General features: G+C 66.4%; 15 protein-coding genes. 13 read left to right on the top strand and 2 right to left on the bottom strand.

Translation table 11 applies throughout. The features are described 5' to 3' along the window. Positions 1–92: 92 nt before the first annotated feature. From thiI to IB273_RS23665, 9 genes are all read left to right on the top strand, one after another. Entirely contained in the window at positions 93–1,547 is a 1,455-nt protein-coding gene (gene thiI / locus IB273_RS23625) for a tRNA uracil 4-sulfurtransferase ThiI (protein WP_192225153.1), read from the top strand. Between the two features lie 170 nt (positions 1,548–1,717). Further along, positions 1,718–3,538, top strand: a complete 1,821-nt coding sequence (gene typA / locus IB273_RS23630; protein WP_138523659.1) for a translational GTPase TypA — start codon at positions 1,718–1,720, stop codon at positions 3,536–3,538. A gap of 202 nt (positions 3,539–3,740) precedes the next feature. Then, a complete protein-coding gene (locus IB273_RS23635) occupies positions 3,741–7,445 on the top strand; it encodes a DUF2339 domain-containing protein (protein WP_192225154.1) in 3,705 nt (1,234 codons plus the stop codon). Then, positions 7,442–8,806: a DUF3999 domain-containing protein gene (locus IB273_RS23640; protein ID WP_192225155.1), complete on the top strand. Its 1,365-nt coding sequence runs from the start codon at positions 7,442–7,444 to the stop codon at positions 8,804–8,806. The genes IB273_RS23635 and IB273_RS23640 overlap by 4 nt, the downstream gene beginning before the upstream one ends. A gap of 100 nt (positions 8,807–8,906) precedes the next feature. Continuing rightward, positions 8,907–10,814 carry an esterase EstP gene (estP, locus tag IB273_RS23645; RefSeq protein WP_192225156.1) on the top strand — a complete coding sequence of 636 codons (1,908 nt, stop codon included), beginning with the start codon at positions 8,907–8,909 and terminating at the stop codon, positions 10,812–10,814. 232 nt (positions 10,815–11,046) lie between these two features. Next, positions 11,047–12,060, top strand: coding sequence for a class 1 fructose-bisphosphatase (locus IB273_RS23650; RefSeq protein WP_081515358.1), 1,014 nt, complete (start codon positions 11,047–11,049; stop codon positions 12,058–12,060). After that, on the top strand, positions 12,060–12,665 hold the full coding sequence (locus IB273_RS23655) for a DUF924 family protein (protein WP_151188579.1): 606 nt from the start codon (positions 12,060–12,062) through the stop codon (positions 12,663–12,665). The genes IB273_RS23650 and IB273_RS23655 overlap by 1 nt, the downstream gene beginning before the upstream one ends. A 73-nt stretch (positions 12,666–12,738) precedes the next feature. Then, complete coding sequence (gene bamE, locus IB273_RS23660; protein WP_081515360.1) at positions 12,739–12,993, top strand: outer membrane protein assembly factor BamE; 255 nt, start codon at positions 12,739–12,741, stop codon at positions 12,991–12,993. A 37-nt stretch (positions 12,994–13,030) separates the two neighbouring features. Beyond that, entirely contained in the window at positions 13,031–13,594 is a 564-nt protein-coding gene (locus tag IB273_RS23665) for a lipocalin family protein (protein WP_192225157.1), read from the top strand. Between the two features lie 158 nt (positions 13,595–13,752). On the opposite strand, the gene IB273_RS23670 is transcribed toward IB273_RS23665, so the two are convergent. After that, positions 13,753–15,117: a formimidoylglutamate deiminase gene (locus tag IB273_RS23670; RefSeq protein ID WP_192225158.1), complete on the bottom strand. Its 1,365-nt coding sequence runs from the start codon at positions 15,115–15,117 to the stop codon at positions 13,753–13,755. Positions 15,118–15,352: 235 nt separating this feature from the next. Between IB273_RS23670 and hutC the strand changes: the two genes are divergently transcribed. Both hutC and IB273_RS23680 read left to right on the top strand, forming a co-directional pair. Beyond that, entirely contained in the window at positions 15,353–16,063 is a 711-nt protein-coding gene (gene hutC, locus IB273_RS23675; protein ID WP_151188577.1) for a histidine utilization repressor, read from the top strand. Then, positions 16,060–16,650 carry a HutD family protein gene (locus IB273_RS23680; RefSeq protein WP_192225159.1) on the top strand — a complete coding sequence of 197 codons (591 nt, stop codon included), beginning with the start codon at positions 16,060–16,062 and terminating at the stop codon, positions 16,648–16,650. Before hutC ends, IB273_RS23680 begins: the two co-directional genes overlap by 4 nt. Positions 16,651–16,821: 171 nt before the next feature. On the opposite strand, the gene hutH is transcribed toward IB273_RS23680, so the two are convergent. Further along, complete coding sequence (gene hutH, locus IB273_RS23685) at positions 16,822–18,351, bottom strand: histidine ammonia-lyase (RefSeq protein ID WP_192225160.1); 1,530 nt, start codon at positions 18,349–18,351, stop codon at positions 16,822–16,824. A 235-nt stretch (positions 18,352–18,586) separates the two neighbouring features. On the opposite strand from hutH, the gene IB273_RS23690 reads away from it, so the two are divergent. Both IB273_RS23690 and hutU read left to right on the top strand, forming a co-directional pair. Beyond that, complete coding sequence (locus IB273_RS23690; protein WP_151188574.1) at positions 18,587–19,600, top strand: ABC transporter substrate-binding protein; 1,014 nt, start codon at positions 18,587–18,589, stop codon at positions 19,598–19,600. A 385-nt stretch (positions 19,601–19,985) separates the two neighbouring features. Further along, positions 19,986–21,653 (top strand): urocanate hydratase, encoded by a 1,668-nt coding sequence (gene hutU, locus IB273_RS23695; protein ID WP_081515366.1) that lies wholly within the window; start codon positions 19,986–19,988, stop codon positions 21,651–21,653. The last annotated feature ends 186 nt before the right edge of the window (positions 21,654–21,839 follow it).

Genomic DNA, 21,839 nt, shown 5'->3' on the forward strand with positions numbered 1-21,839 from the left:
AAAGAAAGTCTCCGATTTCTGCTCAAGTCTTGAGCAATTTCGGATATAATTCCGCCCCTTTTTTTCAGTCCCATGGCAATCGCCCGATCCGCATGAAACTCATCGTCAAGGTCTTCCAGGAAATCACCATCAAGAGCCGGCCGGTGCGCAAGCGCTTCATCCGCCAGCTGGCGAAGAACATTCGCACGGTGCTCCGCGATCTCGATCCCGAGCTGCTGGTCGAAGGCGAGTGGGACAACCTCGAGGTCGAGACCAAGGTCACCGACCCGAAAGCCCTGCGCGAGATGATCGAGCGCCTGACCTGCACGCCGGGCATCGGCCACTTCCTGGAAGTGCACGAATACCCGCTGGGCGATTTCGACGACATCCTCGAGAAGTGCAAGGCGCACTTCGGCGACCAGCTGCCGGGCAAGGTCTTCTCCATGCGCTGCAAGCGCGCGGGCAAGCACCCCTTCACCTCCATCGATGTGGAGCGCTACGTCGGCGGCGGCTTGCGCCAGCATTGCGGCGCGGCGGGCGTGTCGCTGAAGAACCCGGAAGTGCAAGTGCGCGTGGAAATCCGCCATGACCGCCTCTACGTGATCCACGCCCAGCACGATGGCCTCGGCGGCTACCCGCTGGGCGCGCTGGAGCAGGTGCTGGTGCTGATGTCCGGTGGCTTCGACTCCACCGTGGCGGCCTACCAGATGATGCGCCGCGGCATGATCAGCCACTTCGTGTTCTTCAACCTCGGCGGCCGTGCCCACGAACTGGGCGTGATGGAAGTCGCGCACTACCTGTGGAAGAAGTACGGCAGTTCCCAGCGCGTGCTGTTCGTCAGCGTGCCCTTCGAGGAAGTGGTCGGCGAGATTCTCACCAAGGTCGACGACAGCTACATGGGCGTGACGCTCAAGCGCATGATGCTGCGCGCCGCCAGCCGCGTGGCCGAGCGCCTGGAGATCGACGCGCTGGTGACCGGCGAGGCGATTTCCCAAGTCTCCAGCCAGACCCTGCCCAACCTCTCGGTGATCGACCGGGTGACCGACACCCTGGTCCTGCGCCCGCTGATCGTCAGCCACAAGCAGGACATCATCGACACTGCGACGAAGATCGGCACCGCCGAGTTCGCCAAGCACATGCCAGAATACTGCGGCGTGATTTCGGTAAACCCGACCACCCAGGCCAAGCCGTACCGCGTCGACCACGAAGAAACCAAGTTCGACATGGCCGTGCTCGACCGCGCCCTGGAGCGTTCCACCCAGATGACCGTCGACCGCGTGATCGACGAGCTGGGCAAGGACCTGGCCGTGGAAATGGTCGACGAAGTGCTGGCTGGCCAGATCGTCGTGGACATCCGTCACCCGGATGCCCAGGAAGATGAACCGCTGGCCATCGAGGGCATCGAAGTCCTGGCCATGCCGTTCTACGCGATCAACAGCAAGTTCAAGGAACTGGACCCCAATCGCCAGTACCTCCTGTATTGCGACAAGGGCGTGATGAGTCGCCTGCACGCCCACCACCTGGTCAACGAAGGGCACACCAATGTGCGTGTTTACCGTCCGCAATAAAGGCGCGGACCAACGCCGCCAGCCCGGACTGTTCGGCGGCAGTATCCGCCACCGACCTCCCGACACATTCGGTGCGTAGGCTCACGCCCTGACCTTTTGCACCGCCGCGCCACGGCCCGGCCCCCGCTGCCGAAAACGGCAGCCGAAGATTCACTATCGAGACTGACACTGTGATCGAAAAACTGCGCAACATCGCCATCATCGCCCACGTCGACCATGGCAAGACCACCCTCGTAGACAAGCTCCTGCGCCTGTCCGGCACCCTCGACCGCAAAGAAGCGGAAAACGAGCGCGTGATGGACTCCAACGACCAGGAAAAAGAGCGTGGCATCACCATTCTGGCGAAGAACACCGCCCTGAAATGGAATGACTACAGCATCAACATCGTCGACACCCCCGGCCACGCCGACTTCGGCGGTGAGGTGGAGCGCGTGATGTCGATGGTCGACTCCGTGCTGCTGGTGGTCGACGCCCAGGACGGCCCCATGCCGCAGACCCGCTTCGTGACCCAGAAGGCTTTCAAGGCCGGCCTGCGTCCGATCGTCGTGGTGAACAAGATCGACCGTCCGGGCGCGCGTCCTGACTGGGTCATCGACCAGATCTTCGACCTGTTCGACAACCTCGGCGCCACCGACGAGCAGCTGGACTTCCCGATCGTCTACGCCAGTGCCCTGAACGGCATCGCCGGCATGGACCACGAGAAGATGGACGACAACATGGACGCGCTGTTCCAGGCGATCATCGACCACGTTCCGGCGCCGAAAGTCGACGTCGACGGTCCGTTCCAGATGCAGATCTCCCAGCTGGACTACAACAGCTTCCTCGGCGTGATCGGCATCGGCCGTATCGCCCGCGGCAAGGTCAAGACCAACACCCCGGTCGTGGCCATCAGCGACGACGGCACCAAGCGCAACGGCCGCATCCTGAAGATCATGGGTCACTCGGGCCTGCAGCGCGTTGAAGTCGCTGAAGCCGAAGCCGGTGACATCGTCTGCGTCTCGGGCATGGACGAGCTGTACATCTCCGACACCCTGTGCGACCCGCAGAACGTCGAGGCGCGCCCGCCGCTGACCGTCGACCAGCCGACCGTGAGCATGACCTTCCAGGTCAACGACTCGCCGTTCGCCGGTAAGGAAGGCAAGTTCGTCACCAGCCGCAACATCAAGGACCGTCTGGACAAGGAACTGCTGCACAACGTGGCCCTGCGCGTCGAGCAAGGCGACTCCCCGGAGAAGTTCAAGGTCTCCGGCCGTGGCGAACTGCACCTCTCGGTACTGATCGAAACCATGCGCCGTGAAGGCTTCGAACTGGCCGTAGGCCGTCCGGAAGTGGTCATCATCGAGACCGCCGAAGGCGAGAAGCAGGAGCCTTACGAGAACGTCACCATCGACATCGAAGAGCAGCACCAGGGCTCGGTGATGGAACAGATGGGCCTGCGCAAGGGCGATCTGACCAACATGATCCCCGACGGCAAGGGCCGCGTGCGCCTGGAATACACCATCCCGGCGCGTGGCCTGATCGGCTTCCGTAACAACTTCCTGACCCTGACCTCGGGTACCGGCATCCTGACCTCGACCTTCAGCCACTACGGCCCGATCAAGGCAGGCGAAGTGACCAACCGTCAGAACGGCGTACTGGTCTCCATGGCCACCGGCACCGCGCTGACCTACTCGCTGGAAACCCTGCAAAGCCGCGGCAAGCTGTTCCTCGGCCCAGGCGACGAGATCTACGAAGGCCAGCTGGCCGGCATCAACAGCCGTGACAACGACCTGGTGATCAACCCCACCAAAGGCAAGAAGCTCGACAACATGCGCGCTTCGGGCAAGGACGAAGTCATCGCCCTGGTTCCGCCGATCCGCTTCACCCTGGAGCAGGCGCTGGAATTCATCGCCGATGACGAGCTGGTGGAAGTGACTCCGAAGTCCATCCGTCTGCGCAAGAAAATGCTCAACGAAAACGACCGCAAGCGCTACGAGCGCGCCAAGGTCTGATTCGACTGGTAGCAAGGAAAAGCCGGGCATCTGCCCGGCTTTTTCGTTTCTGCGTGGCTGCAAGGCAACTTCGCGACGTCAGAGTATTCGAAGCTGAGAGTTAGTGGACGCAGGCCAGGGAACCGGGCCGATATACTCAGCCTGCCGGACGTTGCCGTCCGGTTCGGGATGGATTCGCACAGAACCTCAAGGATTCGAAAGCATGCAATGGATTTTCATGCTGGTCGGCCTGGTCATCGGCGCCGCTGCGGGCGAGTCGATCACTGGGGCGGTATTGGGCGCGGTGGTTGGTCTCGCGCTGGGGCAGATCTTCGCGCTGCACAGCCTGCAACGGGAGAACGCCAGCCTTCGCGGTGAGCTGAAGGCCTTTGGCGAGCGCTTCGACCAGGGCACCAAGGCCCTGTATGAGCGGCTGCTGCAGGTGGAGCGTGGCGCGAGCGGGCAGACGCCGCCGCCGGCCGTTGCCGAGTACGTTGCACCGGAAACGCCGGTTGCGCCGGACGTGCCCGAGCCTGAGGCGCCCGTCAGCGAACCCGCAGCAGCCGAGCTTGATTGGAACATCGAGCTGCCCGCCGACGAGCTGGCCCCGGCCGCTGCCGCGCGGGTGGAAGCGCCCATCGAGTGGTCCGACCTGGTGCTCGAACCGATGCAAAGGCCTGCCTCCCAGGCTCGCGCCGAAGAGTCCGGGGCCCAGCCGCAGCCGGCTCCTGCCGCACCACCGCTGCCGCCATCTCCGCCCGTGCCTTCCCTGTTCGACCGCGCCTTCGGCGCCGCCCGCGACTGGCTGCTGGGCGGCAACACCGTGCTGCGCGTCGGCGTTGTGCTGCTGTTCCTCGGCCTGGCCTTCCTGCTGCGCTATGCCACCGAAGGCATGACCATGCCGCCGCAAGGCCCCTACATCGGCACCGCCGCCGCCGCGCTGGCGCTGCTCGGGCTCGGTTGGTGGCTGCGTCATCGGCGCCCGGCCTATGCATTGATCCTCCAGGGCACCGGCGTCGCCGTGCTCTACCTGACGGTGTTCGCCAGCATCAAGCTGTACCCGGCGATGAACCATGGCGAAGTGCTGATCGACCCGAAAGCCGGCTTCGTGCTGCTGGTGGCGGTCACCCTGTTCTCGGCGATCCTCGCTATCCTGCAGGATGCCGTGGGCCTTGCCGCCGCCGCGGCGCTGGGCGGTTTCGCCGCGCCGATCCTGGCGTCCACCGGCGGTGGCAGCCATGTCGCGCTGTTCAGCTACTTCGCCCTGCTCAACGCCGGCATCTTCGCCATCGCCTGGTTCAAGGCGTGGCGGATGCTCAACCTGATCGGCTTCTTCGGCACCTTCGGCATCGGCCTGGCCTGGGGGCTGCGGTCGTACAAGCCGGAGCTGTTCGGCACGACCGAGCCGTTCCTGATCCTGTTCTTCCTCACCTACGTCGCCATCGGCCTGCTGTTCGCCCGCCGTCGCCTGCGCGAGGCGGCTGGCGAGCCGGAGGATGATTCCCGCGCGGCACTGCTGCGCTGGTCGGCGCGGCAGACCGACTATGTCGACGGCACTGTGCTGTTCGGCACGCCGCTGGTGGGCTTCGGCCTGCAATACGGGATCATCCAGCACCTGGAGTTCGGCGCGGCGTTCAGCGCCTTGGCGCTGGGCCTGTTCTACATGCTTCTCGCTCGCCTGCTGGTCGGGCGCACCGCCGGCCGCGCGCTGCTGCTGGTGGAAACCTGCCTGGCGCTGGGCGTGGTGTTCGGCACGCTGGCGATCCCGCTGGGCCTGGATGCACGCTGGACCTCCGCCGCCTGGGCCGTGGAAGGCGCCGGCATCTTCTGGCTCGGCCTGCGCCAGCAGCGGCCGCTGGCGCGGATTTTCGCCTTGCTGCTGCAAATCGGTGCGGCGCTGGCCTTCCTCGGCGAACTGCGCGCCGACCCGCAGTCGCTGACGCTGCTCGAAGGCGCACCGCTGGGCGCACTGATGCTCGGCGTGGCGCTGCTGTTCAGCTTCTGGAACCTGCGCAATGCCGATGCGCAAACCCTGCGCAGCTGGGAGCCGAATGCCCGCCCGGTGCTGGCGGCCTTCGGTCTGGCCTTCCTTTACCTGATCGCGCCGCTGCTGATGGGCGCGGACGGAACCGCCATGAGCTGGGCCGTCGCCGGGCTGGCGACCCTGTTCGCCGCGCTGCGCCTGCGCTCGCGCACCTTCCTGGCCTGCGCCTTTGCGGTGCAATTGCTGGGTGGCGCGGTGTTCCTCCTGCATCTGCACGGCGCGCAGGAGGGCAGTGGTGTGCTCGGCTCAGGCTGGCGCGGGCTGGTGACTGCCTCGCTGATCGGCTTGGCGCTGATCGCCGCCATGCTGATCGCCGCGCGCGATTCCCTGGTACGTGACGACCGCCGGTTGATGCTCGGCCTGAGCGTAGTCCTGCTGCTGGGCCTGGCCTTCATCAACCTCGCCGTACTCTTCGTGCTGCCATGGCAGACCGCCGCCGCCGTCTGGGCCGGCAGCGGGCTGCTGATCCTCTGGCTGAGCCTGCAGTTGCAGCAGCGCGCGGCCTTCGTCTTCGGCCTGGTGCTGCAGGTGATCGGCGCCGGGGCCTTCCTGCTCGGCGGCTCGGCGCTGTTTGGCGACCTGCCCAGCGAGGGCCTGAAGCCGCTGGCGCACATGGGCTTCTGGACTCCGGCGGTGCTGGCACTGGCCGCGCTGGTAGGTGCCTGGCGTCTGCACCGGGCCAGCGAGCGCGAGCGCAACCTGGCGCTGGGCGGCCTTGGCCTGGAGCAGTTGTCGCAGCTGCTGCTGGTGTGGGGCGCCGGTTGGTGGGCGTTGACCGCGCTGTGGGAGATCGCCCGCTTCGTGCCGAGCGAGATGCGTGAACACACGGCGTTGCTGGTAGCGGCGGTCAGCGTCGGCCTCTGGTCGCTGCTGGCGCGCCGCGAGCAATGGCGTGCGCTGGCGCTGCTGTGCCTGGCGCTGGTGCCGGTGTCGTGGGTGGCGCTGGCCAGTGCCTGGAACCTGCAGTACCACCTGCTCGCCGAGCTGGGCTGGCTTGGCTGGCTGGCGGTGTTCGCGGTGCACTTCTTCACTCTGCGCCGGCTCGATGCCTTGCTGCCGCACCGTGCGGCACAGGCAGCCCATGTGCTGGGCTGCTGGCTGATCCTCGGCGTGCTGGCGCTGGAGCTGCGCTACCTGTTCTTCGCCCTGGCCGAGCATTACAACGCCTGGCGCTGGCTGGGCTGGGCGCTGGTGCCGAGCCTGTTCCTCATCCTCATGGGCGGAGTCGCGCGCCTGCCGTGGCCGGTGGCGGCCTTCGAGCGCGAGTACCGCGCCATCGCCGCCGCCCCGGTAGCCCTGGCGCTGCTGGGCTGGTTCTGGCTGGTCAACCTGTTCAGCAACGGCGCGGCCGACCCGCTGCCCTACCTGCCGCTGGTGAACCCGCTGGAGCTGGGCATGCTCATCGTGCTGGCGGCGATCTTCCAGTGGACGCGCCTGGGCCTGCCGCAACTGGGCGTGGCTGAGTCGACTCTGCGCCTGCCAGTGCAGGCGCTGCTGGGCGCTTCGTTGTTCGCCCTGCTGACCATGGCCGTGTGCCGCACCGCTCACCACTGGGGTGGTGTGCCGTTCGAGTTCGATTCCCTCAGCCAGTCCATGCTGGTGCAGGCCGGCCTGTCCATCGTCTGGGCGCTGATCGCCCTGGGCCTGATGATCGCCGGGCACTTGCGCGGCCGCCGCGACTTCTGGCTGGTCGGTGCGGTGCTGCTGGTCGTGGTGGTGATCAAGCTGTTCCTCGTCGACCGCGCCAGCGGCGGCAGCCTGGAACGCATCATTTCCTTCATCGGCGTCGGCGTGCTGATGCTGATCGTCGGCTACTTCGCCCCGCTGCCGCCGCGCCGGCCGGTGCCCGAAGCGCAACCGCAACAGGAGCAACCCTCCGCATGAAGCTCAATACCCTCATCCTGCTCGCCGGTGCCTGCCTGTCGGGCAACCAGGCCAGTGCCGCACCCACGCCGACGGACTTCGCCAACCGTGTTCCGCTGGAAGTGTCCGGCGACGGTCCGTGGTACCGCGTGCAATTGCCCATCGAGGTGCTGTTCGCGGCCCGCCATGGCGACCTGCGAGACGTGCGCATCTTCAATGCCGAAGGCGAGGCGCTGCCCTACAGCCTGCGCACCAGTGCGGCCAGCGAGAAGGAGGTGCGCAGCGAAGTGCAGGCGCGCTTCTTCCCGCTGCGCGGTGCTTCCGGCAGCGCGGCCGGCGACAACCTGAAGATCGTCCGCAGCACCACCGGCACCATCCTCGAAATCACTCCGAACGCGCCTGCCCAGGACAAGACCCAGGTACTGCGCGGCTGGCTGCTGGAAACCGGTTCCGGCGATTTGCCGCTGGACCGCCTGCAGCTGGACTGGACGGCGGACAGCGACGGCTTCCAGCGCCTGCGCATCGAGGCCAGCGACGACCTGGAGCACTGGCGTTCCCTGGGGGAAGGGCAGCTGGCGCGGCTGGATTTCAACGGCCAACACATCGAGCAGAACGACATCGCGCTGCCCGGCCAGACGGCGCGCTACCTGCGCCTGTGGTGGGAATCGCCGGAGCAGGCCGCACAACTGGTCGGCGCCACGCTCAGTGGCAGCCGCAGCAGTAGCGGCCCGGTGCCGATGCTCTGGTCCGAGCCGCTGGCGGCCAAGGCCGACAACAATGGCGATTTCAGCTGGAGCCTGCCGCTGGCGCTGCCGGTAGAGCGCGTGCGGATTCCCCTGCAGCAGGACAACACCCTGGCGCCGGTGGTGATCTCCGGCCGCCATGACGGCAATGTGCAGTGGACTCCCCTGACGCGCGGCGTGTTGTATCGCCTGCCGGGGCAGGGTGGCGAAATCACCCAGGAGGAGCTGGAACTGCCGGGCACCACCCTGGGCCAGCTGCGTCTGCAGGTGGATTCGCGCGGCGGCGGCCTCGGCGGTTCGACGGCGCACCTGAGCGTGGGCGTTCGCGCCAGCGAACTGGTGTTCCTCGCCCGCGGCGGCGCGCCCTATGAACTGGCGGTGGGCAGCGGCTCGATCAGCGATGGCAGCCTGCCGCTGACTACCCTGGTGCCCGGCTACGAGCCCAAGCGCCTGGCGAGCATGGGCGAGGCGCGGCTCATGGGCACTCTTCAGGCGCCGGCGACACAATTGCCCGCCGATGTCGCGAAAGCCGATACCCACTGGAAACGCTACGGCCTGTGGGCGCTGCTGCTGGCTGGCGTCGGCCTGCTCGCGCTGATGGCGCTGAGCCTGCTGCGGAGCAATCGCCAGGCGAGCTGATCGACGCGGATCGCCGCAAGATAGGGGTGTCGCCTGTAGAAATTCTGATACTGTCTGGGTTGTTCTGATTACCAATAACAACAAAGCATGGAGTAGCAGAATGATCAGAAAGGCGCTCACCCCGCTGGCGGCTGCGTGCGCGTTGGCCATTGCCGCACAGGCCTCCGCAGCCCCTTCGCCGTATTCTACCCTGGTCGTCTTCGGCGACAGCCTGAGCGATTCCGGACAGTTCGCCGATGCCGGCGGCCCGGCCGGCGCCAGCATCCGCTTCACCAACCGCGTCGGCCCGACCTACCTGGACGGCAGCGGCGAGATCTTCGGCCCCACCGCACCGATGATCCTGGGCGGCAAGCTGGGCATCAGTGGCACCGACCTGAACCCCTCGACATCGCTGGTCCCCGGCACCGTGGACGGCAACAACTGGGCAGTCGGCGGCTACCGCACCGACCAGATCTACGATTCGATCACTGCAGCCGGTGGCTCGGTGGTCACCTCCGGTTCCACGAGCCGCACCCGCGACGGCTACCTGGTGAACAACCGCGCCGACCCGAACGCGCTCTACTACCTCACCGGTGGCGGCAACGACTTCCTCCAGCTGCGCATCACCAACGACCCCACAGCCCGCGCTGCGGCCGGCCGCCTGGTGGATAGCGTGGATGCGCTGCACAACGCCGGAGCGCGCTACATCATGGTCTGGCTGTTGCCCGACCTCGGTCAGACCCCGGCCACCAATGGCACTGCGCTGGAGTCCTTCGGCACCCAGCTGTCGGGCATCTTCAACGAGGAGCTGGTCAGCCAGCTGGCGGCCTCCGACGCCAACGTCATTCCGCTGAACATCCCGGCAATGTTCAAGGAAGTACTGGCCAATCCGGGCGCCTATGGCCTGGCCACCGACCAGAACCTGATCGGCACCTGCTTCAGCGGCAACAGCTGCCCCGAGAACGCGGTGTACGGCCGCCACGGCACCAACCCCGATCCGACCAAGCTGATCTTCAACGACGGCGTGCACCCGACCATCGCCGGCCAGAGCCTGATCGCCGACTACGCCTACTCGGTGCTCTCCGCCCCGTGGGAAGCGACCATGCTGCCGGAAATGGCCCTGGGCACGTACAACGCCTACCAGGACCAACTGCGCAGCCAGTGGCTGGCGGACTGGGAAAACTGGCAGGGCACCGGCCAGTGGCGCGGCTTCGTCACCGGGGGCGCACAGCACCTGGACTACGACGATCAGGACAGCGCGGCCGACGGCTCCGGCTACGGCGCCAACCTGACCCTGGGCACCAGCTACCGCCTCGATGACGCCTGGCGTGTCGGCGGCTCGCTGGGCTTCTACCGGCAGAAGCTGGAGCTGGGCTCCGACGACTCCGACTACAAGCTGGGCAGCTACCTGGGCAGCCTGTTCGTGCAGTTCCAGCAGAACCGCTGGTGGGCTGACGCGTCCGTGACCGGCGGCAAGCTCGACTACGAGGACGCCAATCGGAAGTTCTCCATCATCAACCACGAGGTCGAGGAGAAGGCCGATACCGACGGCAGCCTGCTGGCCTTCAGTGGCCGCCTGGGCTACGACATCGCCCAGGGTGGCGAGAACTGGCACCTGTCGCCCTTCGTCAGTGCCGACTGGGCGCGGGTGAAGGTGGACAGCTACGAAGAGGGCAGCGGCCGCTCCACCGCGCTGGCCTTTGAAGAGCAGAACCGCTACTCCCGCCGCCTCGGCGTCGGCCTGCAGGGCAAACTGGACCTGTCCCAGGACACCCAGCTGTTCGGCGAGGTCGCCGTGGAGCGTGAATACGCCGACGACACCCAGAACGTCGGGATGAACTTCACCAGCCTGCCGGACGTCGGCTTCAGCCTGCAGGGCTACACCCCGCAGAGCCACCTGCAGCGTGCCACCATCGGCTTCGCCCAGAAGCTGACCCCGGAGCTGTCGCTGCGCGGCGGCTACAGCGCGCACCGCAGCAGCGACGACCTGGCCCAGGGCATCAACCTGGCGCTGAGCCTGGACTTCTGATCGTCTGATCCGAGCGTCGCGGGGTGACGGGCGGTTGCGGCCGTCACCCCGCTTTCTTTCCAGCGCACCGCTCGCCGCGCGGCCGAAGGTCGCGGGGCCGATCGCCTTTGGGGAACTGCCCGTGCGCGGCGGGCTCCAAGCATTCGGCGAGCCTCTGCGCAAGGAGGCATCGCGGTCGTTTCCACGCTAGAATGCGCCCTGATTTTTTCCATCTTCTCCCCTGGAGTCTTCCATGTCCCGCGTTACCCTGAGCCGCTATCTGATCGAGCAGACCCGCAGTCACAACACCCCGGCCGACCTGCGTCACCTCGTGGAAGTGGTGGCCCGCGCGTGCAAGGAGATCAGCCACGCCGTGTCCAAGGGTGCGCTGGGTGGCGTGCTCGGCAGCATGGAAACCGAGAACGTGCAGGGCGAGGTGCAGAAGAAGCTGGACGTGCTGTCCAACGAAATCCTCCTGGAAGCCAACGAGTGGGCCGGTAACCTGGCCGGCATGGCCTCCGAGGAAATGGACCACCCCTACCAGATTCCGGGCAAGTACCCGAAAGGCGCCTACCTGCTGGTCTTCGACCCGCTGGACGGCTCCTCCAACATCGACGTCAACGTCTCGGTCGGTACCATCTTCTCCGTGCTGCGCTGCCCGCAGGAGTACCTGAGCCAGAACGACAGCCTGCGCGAGGAAGCCTTCCTCCAGCCGGGCACCACCCAGGTCGCCGCCGGCTACGCCATCTACGGCCCGCAGACCATGCTGATCCTGACCCTGGGCAACGGCGTGAAAGGCTTCACCCTGGACCGCGAGCTGGGAAGCTTCGTGATGACCCACGACAACATCACCGTGCCCACCAGCACCGCCGAATTCGCCATCAACATGTCCAACCAGCGCCACTGGGAAGCCCCGGTGAAGCGCTACGTCGACGAGCTGCTGGCCGGCAAGGAAGGCCCACTGGGCAAGAACTACAACATGCGCTGGATCGCCTCCATGGTGGCCGACGTGCACCGCATCCTGACCCGCGGCGGCGTGTTCATGTACCCGCGCGATTCCCGCGAGCCGGAGAAGCCCGGCAAGCTGCGCCTGATGTACGAAGCCAACCCGATGTCCTTCATCATCGAGCAGGCCGGCGGCGCCGCCACCAACGGCCGCCAGCGCATCCTCGACATCCAGCCCGATAGCCTGCACCAGCGTGTTGCGGTGTTCCTGGGCTCGAAGGAAGAAGTCGAGCGCGCCACCGCCTACCACCTGGAAGGCTGATGAGCACCGCGCCCTGGCAGACCCTGCTCGACTGGTGGTTCGGCACTGCGCTGGATGCCAATGAGGTCGCCGCCCAGCGCAACGCGCTGTGGTTCGGCAAGAGCGGCTGCCAGGACGTGGACTCGGAAAACCGTTTCGGCGGCCTGGTGCGCCAGGCCCTGGACGGCGGGCTGCAGGAGTGGGAGCACGAGCCGCAGAGCTGGCTGGCGCTGATCCTGCTGCTGGACCAACTGCCGCGCATGGTCTTCCGCGATTCTCCGCGTGCCTACGCCGGCGACGCTCGCGCCCAGCAACTGGTGCGCCAGGGACTGCAGGCCGGTTTCGACCGCCAGCTGCCGCGCATCGAGCGGGTGTTTGTCTACATCGTGCTGGAGCACGCCGAGGACCTGGCCAGCCAGAACGAGGCAGTGCGCCTGTATGAAGCCCTGCAGGGCGAATCCAGCGAGAGCGAGAAGGTGCTGTTCGCCGGCTACCTCGCCTACGCACGCAAGCATCAGGTGGTAATCGAGCGCTTCGGCCGCTTCCCCCACCGCAACGCCATTCTCGGCCGCGACTCCACGGCTGAAGAAGCTTCGTTCCTCACGGAACCTGGCTCACGTTTCTGACTCCAACCCGGCGGCCGAACCGGTCGCCCTGTGCCAAGCTTGTTGGCCTCCCCCCAAAACAATGGAGTTGTCGATGTCCTTCCGCCGCCTCGCGCTCGTCGCGTTCTGTGTCGTCCTGGCCGCTTGCAGCAAAGTGAACCAGGAGAACTATTCCAAGATCAAAACCGGCATGGCCAAGGCTGAAGTGGAAAGCCTGCTCGGCAAGCCCACCGAATGCTCCGGCGCCCTGGGCGTTTCCAGCTGCACCTGGGGTGACGACAAGGCCTTCATCAGCATCCAGTACGCCGGCGACAAAGTGCTGCTGTTCTCCGCCCAGGGTTTGAAATAAGAGCGCCCGGGCAGGGCAGGCGGCCAAGGAGGAGAGAATGCGTCGATACACCCCTCGATCCCTCACCTGGCTGGCCTGCCTCGCCGCCCTGAGTGGCTGCGCGGGCTCCACCCAGCAGCCACCGCAGACCGTGCAGGTCGACCTCAAGCGCTACGAGGGCACCTGGTACGAGCTGGCGCGCAAGCCGATGTTCTTCCAGCGCCAGTGTGCGCAGTCCGAAGCCCACTACCGCCTGCAGGACGATGCCAGCATCGCCGTAACCAACCGCTGCCTGACCAGGGACGGCGAATGGGACCAGGCCGCCGGCCGCGCCGAGGCGCAGGTGCCGGGCCGCACCGACAAGCTCTGGGTGCGCTTCGACAACACCTTCTCGCGGATCTTCCCCGGCCTCGCCAAGGGTGATTATTGGGTGCTCTATGTCGACGACGACTACCAGACCGCGCTGGTCGGCAACCCCAACCGCGAATACCTCTGGCTGCTCTCGCGCCAGCCGGTGGTGCCGGACGCCACCCGCATGAAGCTGCTGGAGCTGGCTCACGAGCGCGGTTACCAGACCGACGACCTGATCTGGCGGGCGGGGGAGACCTCCACCGCGCCCTGACGAAAAAACGCCCCGAGGGGCGTTTTTTCATGGCCGGCATTTCCCGAATCTCACCGTGTGCCTCGACGTAGGATGGAGCGGAGCGATACCCATGCTGTCTAGCCAGGGCTATCGATGGGTATCGCAGCGCTCCACGCCATCCTGCAAAGGCGTTTGGATCAGCCCAGCAGCTCGCGGAGGACGTCCGCGAAATCGTGGGCGCTCTGCTCTTCGAGGGCATGCCGGCCACCGCGCACGCGCCACTGCCCGGCCACCATCACGTCGCGCACCTGGCGATCGCCGCCAGCGAACAGCCAGCGGTTGAGGATGGCGTCGCCACGGGCGGTCTGCAGGTACGGGTCGCCGCCGTCCAGCACCAGCAGGTCGGCGCGCTTGCCCACCGCCAGTCCGCCGGTGGGTTGGCCGAGGGCCTGGGCGCCGCCGGCCAGCGCTGCATCGAACAGGGTGCGGCCGACCATCGGCTGGTCCTGCCCGTAGAGGCGGTTGCGGCGCTGGTCGCGCAGGCGCTGGCCGTATTCCAGCCAGCGCAGTTCCTCGACCACGCTGAGCGATACGTGGCTGTCCGAGCCGATGCCGAAGCGGCCGTGCTGGGCGAGGTAATCCACCGCCGGGAAGATGCCGTCACCCAGGTTCGCCTCGGTGGTCAGGCAGAGGCCGGCGACCGCGCCGCTGCGGGCCATGGCGGTCACTTCGTCGGCTTCGGCGTGGGTGGCGTGGACCAGGCACCAGCGCTCATCCACCTCGACGTTCTCGTACAGCCATTGCAATGGACGACGGCTGCTCCAGGCCAGGCAGTCGTCGACTTCCTTCTGCTGCTCGGCGATGTGGATGTGCACCGGGCAACCGCTGGAATCGGCGCCGAGCACCTCGGCGATCTGCTGCGGCGTCACTGCGCGCAGGGAGTGGAAGCACAGGCCGAGGCCCTGCTGCGGCTGCGTCGCCAGGTGGGCGCGAAGGCCGTCGATCAGTTTCAGGTAGTTTTCGGTGCTGTTGATGAAGCGGCGCTGGCCTTCGCTGGGCGCCTGACCGCCGAAGCCGGCGTGGGAGTAGAGCACCGGCAGCAGGGTCAGGCCGATGCCGGCGTCCGTCGCCGCCTGGCTGACACGCAGGGCCAGTTCCGCCGGGTTGGCGTAGGGCTTGCCGTCGACGTCGTGGTGCACGTAGTGGAATTCGGCGACGCCGGTGTAGCCGGCCTTGAGCATCTCGATATACAGCTGGCGGGCGATGACGCCGACCTGCTCGGGCGACAGGCGGCCGACCAGGCGATACATCAGGTCGCGCCAGGTCCAGAAGCTGTCGTTGGGGTTGCCGGCGACTTCCGCCAGGCCCGCCATGGCGCGCTGGAAGGCATGCGAATGCAGGTTCGGCATGCCTGCAAGCAGCGGCCCGGCAACCCGTTCGGCGCCCTCTGCGCTGGCGTCCGGGGTGATCGCGGTGAACAGGCCGTCGGCATCGATCTCGAAGCGGACATTGCGCGCCCAGCCGGAGGGCAGCAGGGCGGTTTCGGCGAACAGGACGGGCATGCGCGGGGCCTCGCAGGGTTCTTGTTAAATAAGCGGGGAATTTGTATATACATATACAGACGTTTGCCGAGACCGTAAACTGCAAGGCACCCGACGGTCGTCAGAGGACTTGTATGCACCGGTCGAATCCGGTACATGCCGGAGTCAGACCAGCCGTCGCCACGACAAGGAGTTTCCCGTGCCCGCATCGTCCACGCCTACCCCGCCCGCCGAGGGTTCGTCGCTCGCCGCGCAGATGGGGGAAATTCCCGCGCCGCTGTATGCCCGTGTCAAGCAGCTGATCATCCAGCAGATCCAGTCCGGCACCTGGCCGCCGCACCACCGCGTGCCCTCCGAGGCGGAGCTGGTCGAGGAACTGAGCGTCAGCCGCATGACCATCAACCGCGCGCTGCGCGAGTTGACCGCCGACGGCCTGCTGGTGCGCATGCAGGGCGTGGGCACCTTCGTCGCCGAGCCCAAGGGCCAGTCGGCGTTGTTCCAGGTGCAGAACATCGCCGAGGAAATCACCGCCCGTGGCCACAAGCATCATTGCGTGGTGGTCAGCCTGATCGAGGAACTGGCCACCGCCGAGCGCGCGCTGGCGCTGGATGTGCGCGAAGGGCAGCGCATCTTCCACTCGATCATCGTGCACTACGAGAACGACATCCCGGTGCAGATCGAGGACCGCTACGTCAACGCGGCCGTGGCGCCGGACTACATGAAGCAGGATTTCACCGGGCAGACGCCGTTCGCCTACCTCACACAAGTGGCGCCGCTGAGCGAGGGCGAGCACGTGGTCGAGGCGGTGCTGCCCAGCCCAGAGGAATGCAAGCTGCTGTCCGTCGACCGCCATGAGCCGTGCCTGCTGATCCGCCGGCGCACCTGGTCGGGGCGCAATACCGTCACCAGCGCGCGCCTGCTGTATCCGGGCTCGCGCTACCGCCTGGAAGGACGTTTCAGTTCATGATCGCAACCAAGTTGCTGCGCGCCGCCGACTATCCGGCAATGCCCTGGAAGAACGGCGCGGGCACCACCCGCGAGATCGTCCGCGACGCCGGCGACGGCCTGGAAGGTTTCGGCTGGCGCGTGTCCATCGCTGACGTCGGCGCACCGGGCCCGTTCTCCGGGTTCACCGGCTACCAGCGCGTCATCAGCGTGCTGGAAGGCGAGGGCATGCGGCTGAAGGTGGACGGCGCCGACTCCCGCGACCTGCGCGCGCTCGATGCCTTTGCCTTCGATGGCGCCAGTGCGGTGGATTGCACGCTGCTGGGTGGCGCGATCCGCGACTTCAACCTGATCTATTCGCCGGCTCGCTACCGTGCGCGCCTGCAATGGCTGAAGCTGGATGGCTCGGCGCACTTCTTCAGCAGCGCTTCGACCGTGCTGCTGTTCAGTGCTGGCGAGGGCATCCATGCCAGCCTGAACGGTGCGGCCAGTGGTGTGCTGGGGCTGCATGACACATTGATCGTCGAGGGTGATGGAGCGCTGCGCGAGTGGCAGCTGACAGTGGCGGGTCGTGCGGATATCTGCGTGATCGAACTCGATGCACGCTGAACAGAAAAGGGCGCCGGGAGGCGCCCTTTGCATTTGCAGGATGGCGTGGAGCGAAGCGATACCCATCAATCGCTGCGCTCCAACCGTAGGGCGGATAAAGCGGAACGCTTTATCCGCCGTCATCACCGAGCGGCGGATAACGCCACAGGCGTTATGCGCCCTACGTCGTGGTTACGAGTACAGCCGCGCGTAACCGATCCAGCGGCTCATCACCCCATCCTCCACCCACGCCCGCGCCGCGGCGATGTCCGGGGCGAAGTAGCGGTCCTGCTCGTAGTGCGGCACCTGGCTGCGGATCAGCGTGCGCACTTCCTGCAGTTGTGGAGAACTCTGCAGCGGCGCGTGGAAATCCACGCCTTGCGCGGCGGCGAGCAATTCGATAGCGACCACGCCGGCGCTGTTGCCGGCCATGTCCTGCAGGCGGCGGGCGGCGAAGGTGGCCATGGAGACGTGGTCTTCCTGGTTCGCCGAGGTCGGCAGGCTGTCCACCGAGGCCGGGTGGGCCCAGGTCTTGTTTTCCGAGGCCAGGGCCGCCGAGGTGACCTGGGCGATCATGAAGCCGGAGTTCAGCCCGCCTTCCTTGACCAGGAAGGCCGGCAGCCCGGACATCGCCGGGTCCACCAGTTGGGCGATGCGCCGCTCGGACAGCGCGCCGATCTCCGAGATCGCCAGCGCCAGCACGTCGGAGGCCATGGCCACCGGCTCGGCGTGAAAGTTACCGCCTGACAGAACATCGCCGTCAGCGCTGAATACCAGAGGGTTGTCGGAAACGGCATTGGCCTCGCGCAGGAAAACGCCAGCGGCGAAGCGCAGGTGATCCAGGCATGCGCCCATCACCTGAGGTTGGCAGCGCAGCGAGTACGGGTCCTGCACGCGCTTGCAGTCGATGTGCGAGTGGTTGATCGGGCTGTCGTGCAGCAGCTCGCGGTACAGCGCGGCGACCGCGATCTGCCCCGGCTGGCCGCGTACTTCCTGGATGCGCGCATCGAAGGGCACGAACGAGCCCTTCAGCGCTTCCACCGTCAGGCTGCCGGCGACCACGGCCGAGATGAACAGCTTCTCCGCCGCGAACAACCCGTGCAGGGCCAGCGCGGTGGAAACCTGGGTGCCGTTGATCAGCGCCAGGCCTTCCTTGGGCCCCAGCACCAGCGGCTCGGCGCCGGCGATGGCGAGGCCTTCGGTGGCTTCGAGGATGCGCCCTTCATGGCGCACCTGGCCGACGCCCAGCAGGGTCGAGGACATGTGCGCCAGCGGCGCGAGGTCGCCCGAGGCGCCCACCGAGCCTTGCGACGGGATGCACGGGTAGACCCGCGCCTGGTACAGCTTGAGCAGTGTCTCGATCACCGGCAGGCCGACGCCGGAGAAGCCGCGCGCCAGCGAGCCGATCTTCAGCGCCATGATCAGCGCCACGCTGGCGTCGTCCAGCAGCGGGCCGGTGCCGGTGCAGTGGGAGAGGATCAGGTTGCGCTGCAGGGTGGCGAGCTGGTCCTCGGCGATGGAGGTGCGGGCCAGCAGGCCGAAGCCGGTGTTGATGCCGTAGACGGTGCGCTGGTCGGCGATGATCTGGCTGACCGTCTGCGCGCTGCGCAGGATGGCTTCGCGGCAATGGTCCGCGAGCTGCAGGTCGGGTTGGTGCTGGTAGATGGCGCGCAGCTGGTCGAGGTCGAACTGGCCGGGCGTCAGGAGCAGGGTTTCGGGCATGTCAGCATCCTGGGTTCGGTGAAAGTGTTACCGTGGATCGTTCCTGTATATACAGGTATAGCAATCGCTATGCCATGGCACGCAGGGGCGCGTGGTTCGGTATTTCACCCTGGCGTGCGGTGGTGCATGGAGGGAGTGAATGTCACCGCCGGTGGCATTTCCAGTCCGATGGTCGTGGGCAAAACGCGGATCGGCGGCTAAACCCAATGGGACACCAACGCGCCCGGAGACGCCCATGTCCACCCCTCGTTGCCTGTTCGCGCTGCTGCTGGCCCTGGGCCTGTGCGCGCAGACCTTCGCCGCCTGCCCCTACCCGAAGCCTGTGGTGTTCGCCGGGCTGAACTGGGAAAGCGGCATGTTCACCACCGACGTGTTGCGCTTCATCCTGGAGAAGGGCTATGGCTGTCAGACCGACGCCGTGCCGGGTAACACCGTGACCATGGAGAACGCGCTGAAGCAGAACGACATCCAGGTCACCGGCGAGCAATGGGCCGGGCGCAGCACCGTCTGGCAGCAGGCGGAGAAGGCCGGCCAGGTGTTCTCCGTGGGCGAGACGGTGAAGGGCGCGAATGAGGGCTGGTGGGTGCCGGATTACGTGGTGCACGGCGACGCGAAGCGGGGCATCAAGGCCTCCGCGCCGGAGCTGAAGTCCGTCAGCGACCTGCCCAGGTACAAGGCGCTGTTCAAGGATGACGAGGAGCCGGACAAGGGTCGCTTCTACAACTGCCCCACCGGCTGGACCTGCGAGATCGTCAACACGCAGAAGCTCAAGGCCTACGGGCTCACGGACAGCTTCGTGAACTTCCGCACCGGCGCCGGCCCTGCGCTGGATGCGGCGATCAGCTCGGCCATCGCCCAGGGCAAGCCGGTGCTCTTCTATTACTGGGCACCGACGCCGCTGCTGGGGCGCTTCAAGCTGGTGCAGCTGGAGGAGCCGCCGTTCGACGAGGCGGCGTGGAAGACCCTGACCGATGTCAACGATCCCAACCCGAAGGGCTCGCGCTCGCTGCCGGCGAAGATCAGCATCGGCGTGTCCCGCGACTTCCATGACAAGGCGCCGGCGCTGGTGCAGGTGTTCGAGAAGGTCGAGCTGCCGTTGCCGCTGTTCAACGCGCTGCTGGCGGACATGGCCGAGCACCACCGGGACGTGGCGGACGTGCGGGCGACGTTCTTCCGCGAGCATCGGGAGCTGTGGTCGAAGTGGGTGACGGCGGAGGCGGCGACGCGGATCGATGCGGCGTTGAAGTAGCGCGGCAGTATGCGGTTCGCTGCCGACTTGCATTTCCTGCTCGGACATAGCTTGTCTATACAACCTGTGTCCCTTGGTAGCGAGCGGTGTTACCGAACGCAACGAAACGGTGCAGCGAAGCCTGCTTTTGGTGCAATTGTCTGAAGGACAGCGATGTCTGTCAGCCGCCAGCGAATCACTAGAATTCTGTTTTAATCCTTATAAATCAATCAGTTGATCTAGGTGAATAGCTGGCGGAATACCCCGCCAGCCAAGGTTGGCCCTCGCTTTGCTTATACTTGTACATACAAGCATAGACATGATGGTGGCGACCCCTCGACACCGTCGAACGAACCGCCAGGCCGCCCCCACGGCCAACGACCCGAGCAAAGCGAAGGAGCCTTCCGTGACCAAATTCCGCGACGTCGAAATCCGTGCCCCGCGCGGCACCCAACTGAACGCCAAGAGCTGGCTGACCGAAGCGCCGCTGCGCATGCTGATGAACAACCTCGACCCGGAAGTTGCCGAGAACCCGAAGGAACTGGTGGTGTACGGCGGCATCGGCCGCGCCGCGCGCAACTGGGAGTGCTACGACAAGATCGTCGCGACCCTGAAGGAGCTGAATGAAGACGAGACCCTGCTGGTGCAATCGGGCAAGCCGGTCGGCGTCTTCAAGACCCACGCCAACGCCCCGCGCGTGCTGATCGCCAACTCCAACCTGGTGCCGCACTGGGCCAACTGGGAACACTTCAACGAACTGGATGCCAAGGGCCTGGCGATGTACGGCCAGATGACCGCCGGCTCGTGGATCTACATCGGCAGCCAGGGCATCGTCCAGGGCACCTACGAAACCTTCGTCGAGGCCGGCCGTCAGCACTACGACGGCAACCTCAAGGGCCGCTGGGTGCTCACCGCAGGCCTGGGCGGCATGGGCGGCGCCCAGCCGCTGGCCGCGACCCTGGCCGGCGCCTGCTCGCTGAACATCGAGTGTCAGCAGAGCCGCATCGATTTCCGCCTCGCCAGCCGCTACGTCGACGAGCAGGCCAAGGACCTCGACGATGCCCTGGCGCGCATCGCCCAGTACACCGCCGAAGGCAAGGCCATCTCCATCGCCCTGCTGGGTAACGCCGCGGAAGTCCTCCCGGAACTGCTCAAGCGCGGCGTGCGTCCGGACATGGTCACCGACCAGACTTCCGCCCACGACCCGCTCAACGGCTACCTGCCCGCCGGCTGGACCTGGGAACAGTACCGCGACCGCGCTCAGACCGACCCGGCAGCCGTGGTGAAAGCCGCCAAGCAGTCCATGGCCGTGCACGTCAAAGCCATGCTGGAGTTCCAGAAGCAGGGCATCCCGACCTTCGACTACGGCAACAACATCCGCCAGATGGCCAAGGAAGAGGGCGTGGACAACGCCTTCGACTTCCCCGGCTTCGTCCCGGCCTACATCCGCCCGCTGTTCTGCCGTGGTGTCGGTCCGTTCCGCTGGGCCGCGCTGTCGGGCGACGCCGAGGACATCTACAAGACCGACGCCAAGGTGAAGGAGCTGATCCCGGACGACGCCCACCTGCACCGCTGGCTGGACATGGCCCGCGAGCGCATCAGCTTCCAGGGCCTGCCGGCACGCATCTGCTGGGTCGGCCTGGGTCAGCGCGCCAAGCTCGGCCTGGCGTTCAACGAAATGGTCCGCAGCGGCGAGCTGAAAGCGCCGATCGTGATCGGCCGCGACCACCTCGACTCCGGCTCGGTGTCCAGCCCGAACCGTGAAACCGAGGCCATGCAGGATGGCTCCGACGCCGTGTCCGACTGGCCGCTGCTCAACGCCCTGCTGAACACCGCCAGCGGCGCCACCTGGGTTTCGCTGCACCACGGCGGCGGCGTGGGCATGGGCTTCTCCCAGCACTCGGGCATGGTGATCGTCTGCGACGGCACCGACGAAGCGGCGGCGCGCATCGCCCGCGTCCTGACCAACGACCCAGGCACCGGCGTGATGCGCCATGCCGACGCCGGCTACCAGATCGCCATCGACTGCGCGAAGGAGCAGGGCCTGAACCTGCCGATGATCACCGGCAAGTAATCGCGTGGGGCGCATAACCTGGAACAGGTTATCCGCCGTTGTGTCGGCGGATAACGCTGGCGCGTTATGCGCCCTACGGACCGGTAATTCGGTAGCAGAAATTCAGGACCAGGGAGAGGGCCGCCGCACGGTGTCGTGCGGCGGCCCGGTCCGTGAAGCAGCAGTACATCGACAGACAATAAATCC

It is taken from the genome of Pseudomonas sp. PDM19, assembly GCF_014852215.1.
Lineage (GTDB): Bacteria > Pseudomonadota > Gammaproteobacteria > Pseudomonadales > Pseudomonadaceae > Pseudomonas.

Coding starts and splice junctions, on each gene's coding strand:
- thiI (WP_192225153.1), top strand. CDS start 93: ATGAAACTCATCGTCAAGGTCTTCCAGGAAATCACCATCAAGAGCCGG.
- IB273_RS23635 (WP_192225154.1), top strand. CDS start 3,741: ATGCAATGGATTTTCATGCTGGTCGGCCTGGTCATCGGCGCCGCTGCG.
- IB273_RS23640 (WP_192225155.1), top strand. CDS start 7,442: ATGAAGCTCAATACCCTCATCCTGCTCGCCGGTGCCTGCCTGTCGGGC.
- estP (WP_192225156.1), top strand. CDS start 8,907: ATGATCAGAAAGGCGCTCACCCCGCTGGCGGCTGCGTGCGCGTTGGCC.
- IB273_RS23650 (WP_081515358.1), top strand. CDS start 11,047: ATGTCCCGCGTTACCCTGAGCCGCTATCTGATCGAGCAGACCCGCAGT.
- IB273_RS23655 (WP_151188579.1), top strand. CDS start 12,060: ATGAGCACCGCGCCCTGGCAGACCCTGCTCGACTGGTGGTTCGGCACT.
- bamE (WP_081515360.1), top strand. CDS start 12,739: ATGTCCTTCCGCCGCCTCGCGCTCGTCGCGTTCTGTGTCGTCCTGGCC.
- IB273_RS23665 (WP_192225157.1), top strand. CDS start 13,031: ATGCGTCGATACACCCCTCGATCCCTCACCTGGCTGGCCTGCCTCGCC.
- IB273_RS23670 (WP_192225158.1), bottom strand. CDS start 15,117: ATGCCCGTCCTGTTCGCCGAAACCGCCCTGCTGCCCTCCGGCTGGGCG.
- hutC (WP_151188577.1), top strand. CDS start 15,353: ATGGGGGAAATTCCCGCGCCGCTGTATGCCCGTGTCAAGCAGCTGATC.
- IB273_RS23680 (WP_192225159.1), top strand. CDS start 16,060: ATGATCGCAACCAAGTTGCTGCGCGCCGCCGACTATCCGGCAATGCCC.
- hutH (WP_192225160.1), bottom strand. CDS start 18,351: ATGCCCGAAACCCTGCTCCTGACGCCCGGCCAGTTCGACCTCGACCAG.
- IB273_RS23690 (WP_151188574.1), top strand. CDS start 18,587: ATGTCCACCCCTCGTTGCCTGTTCGCGCTGCTGCTGGCCCTGGGCCTG.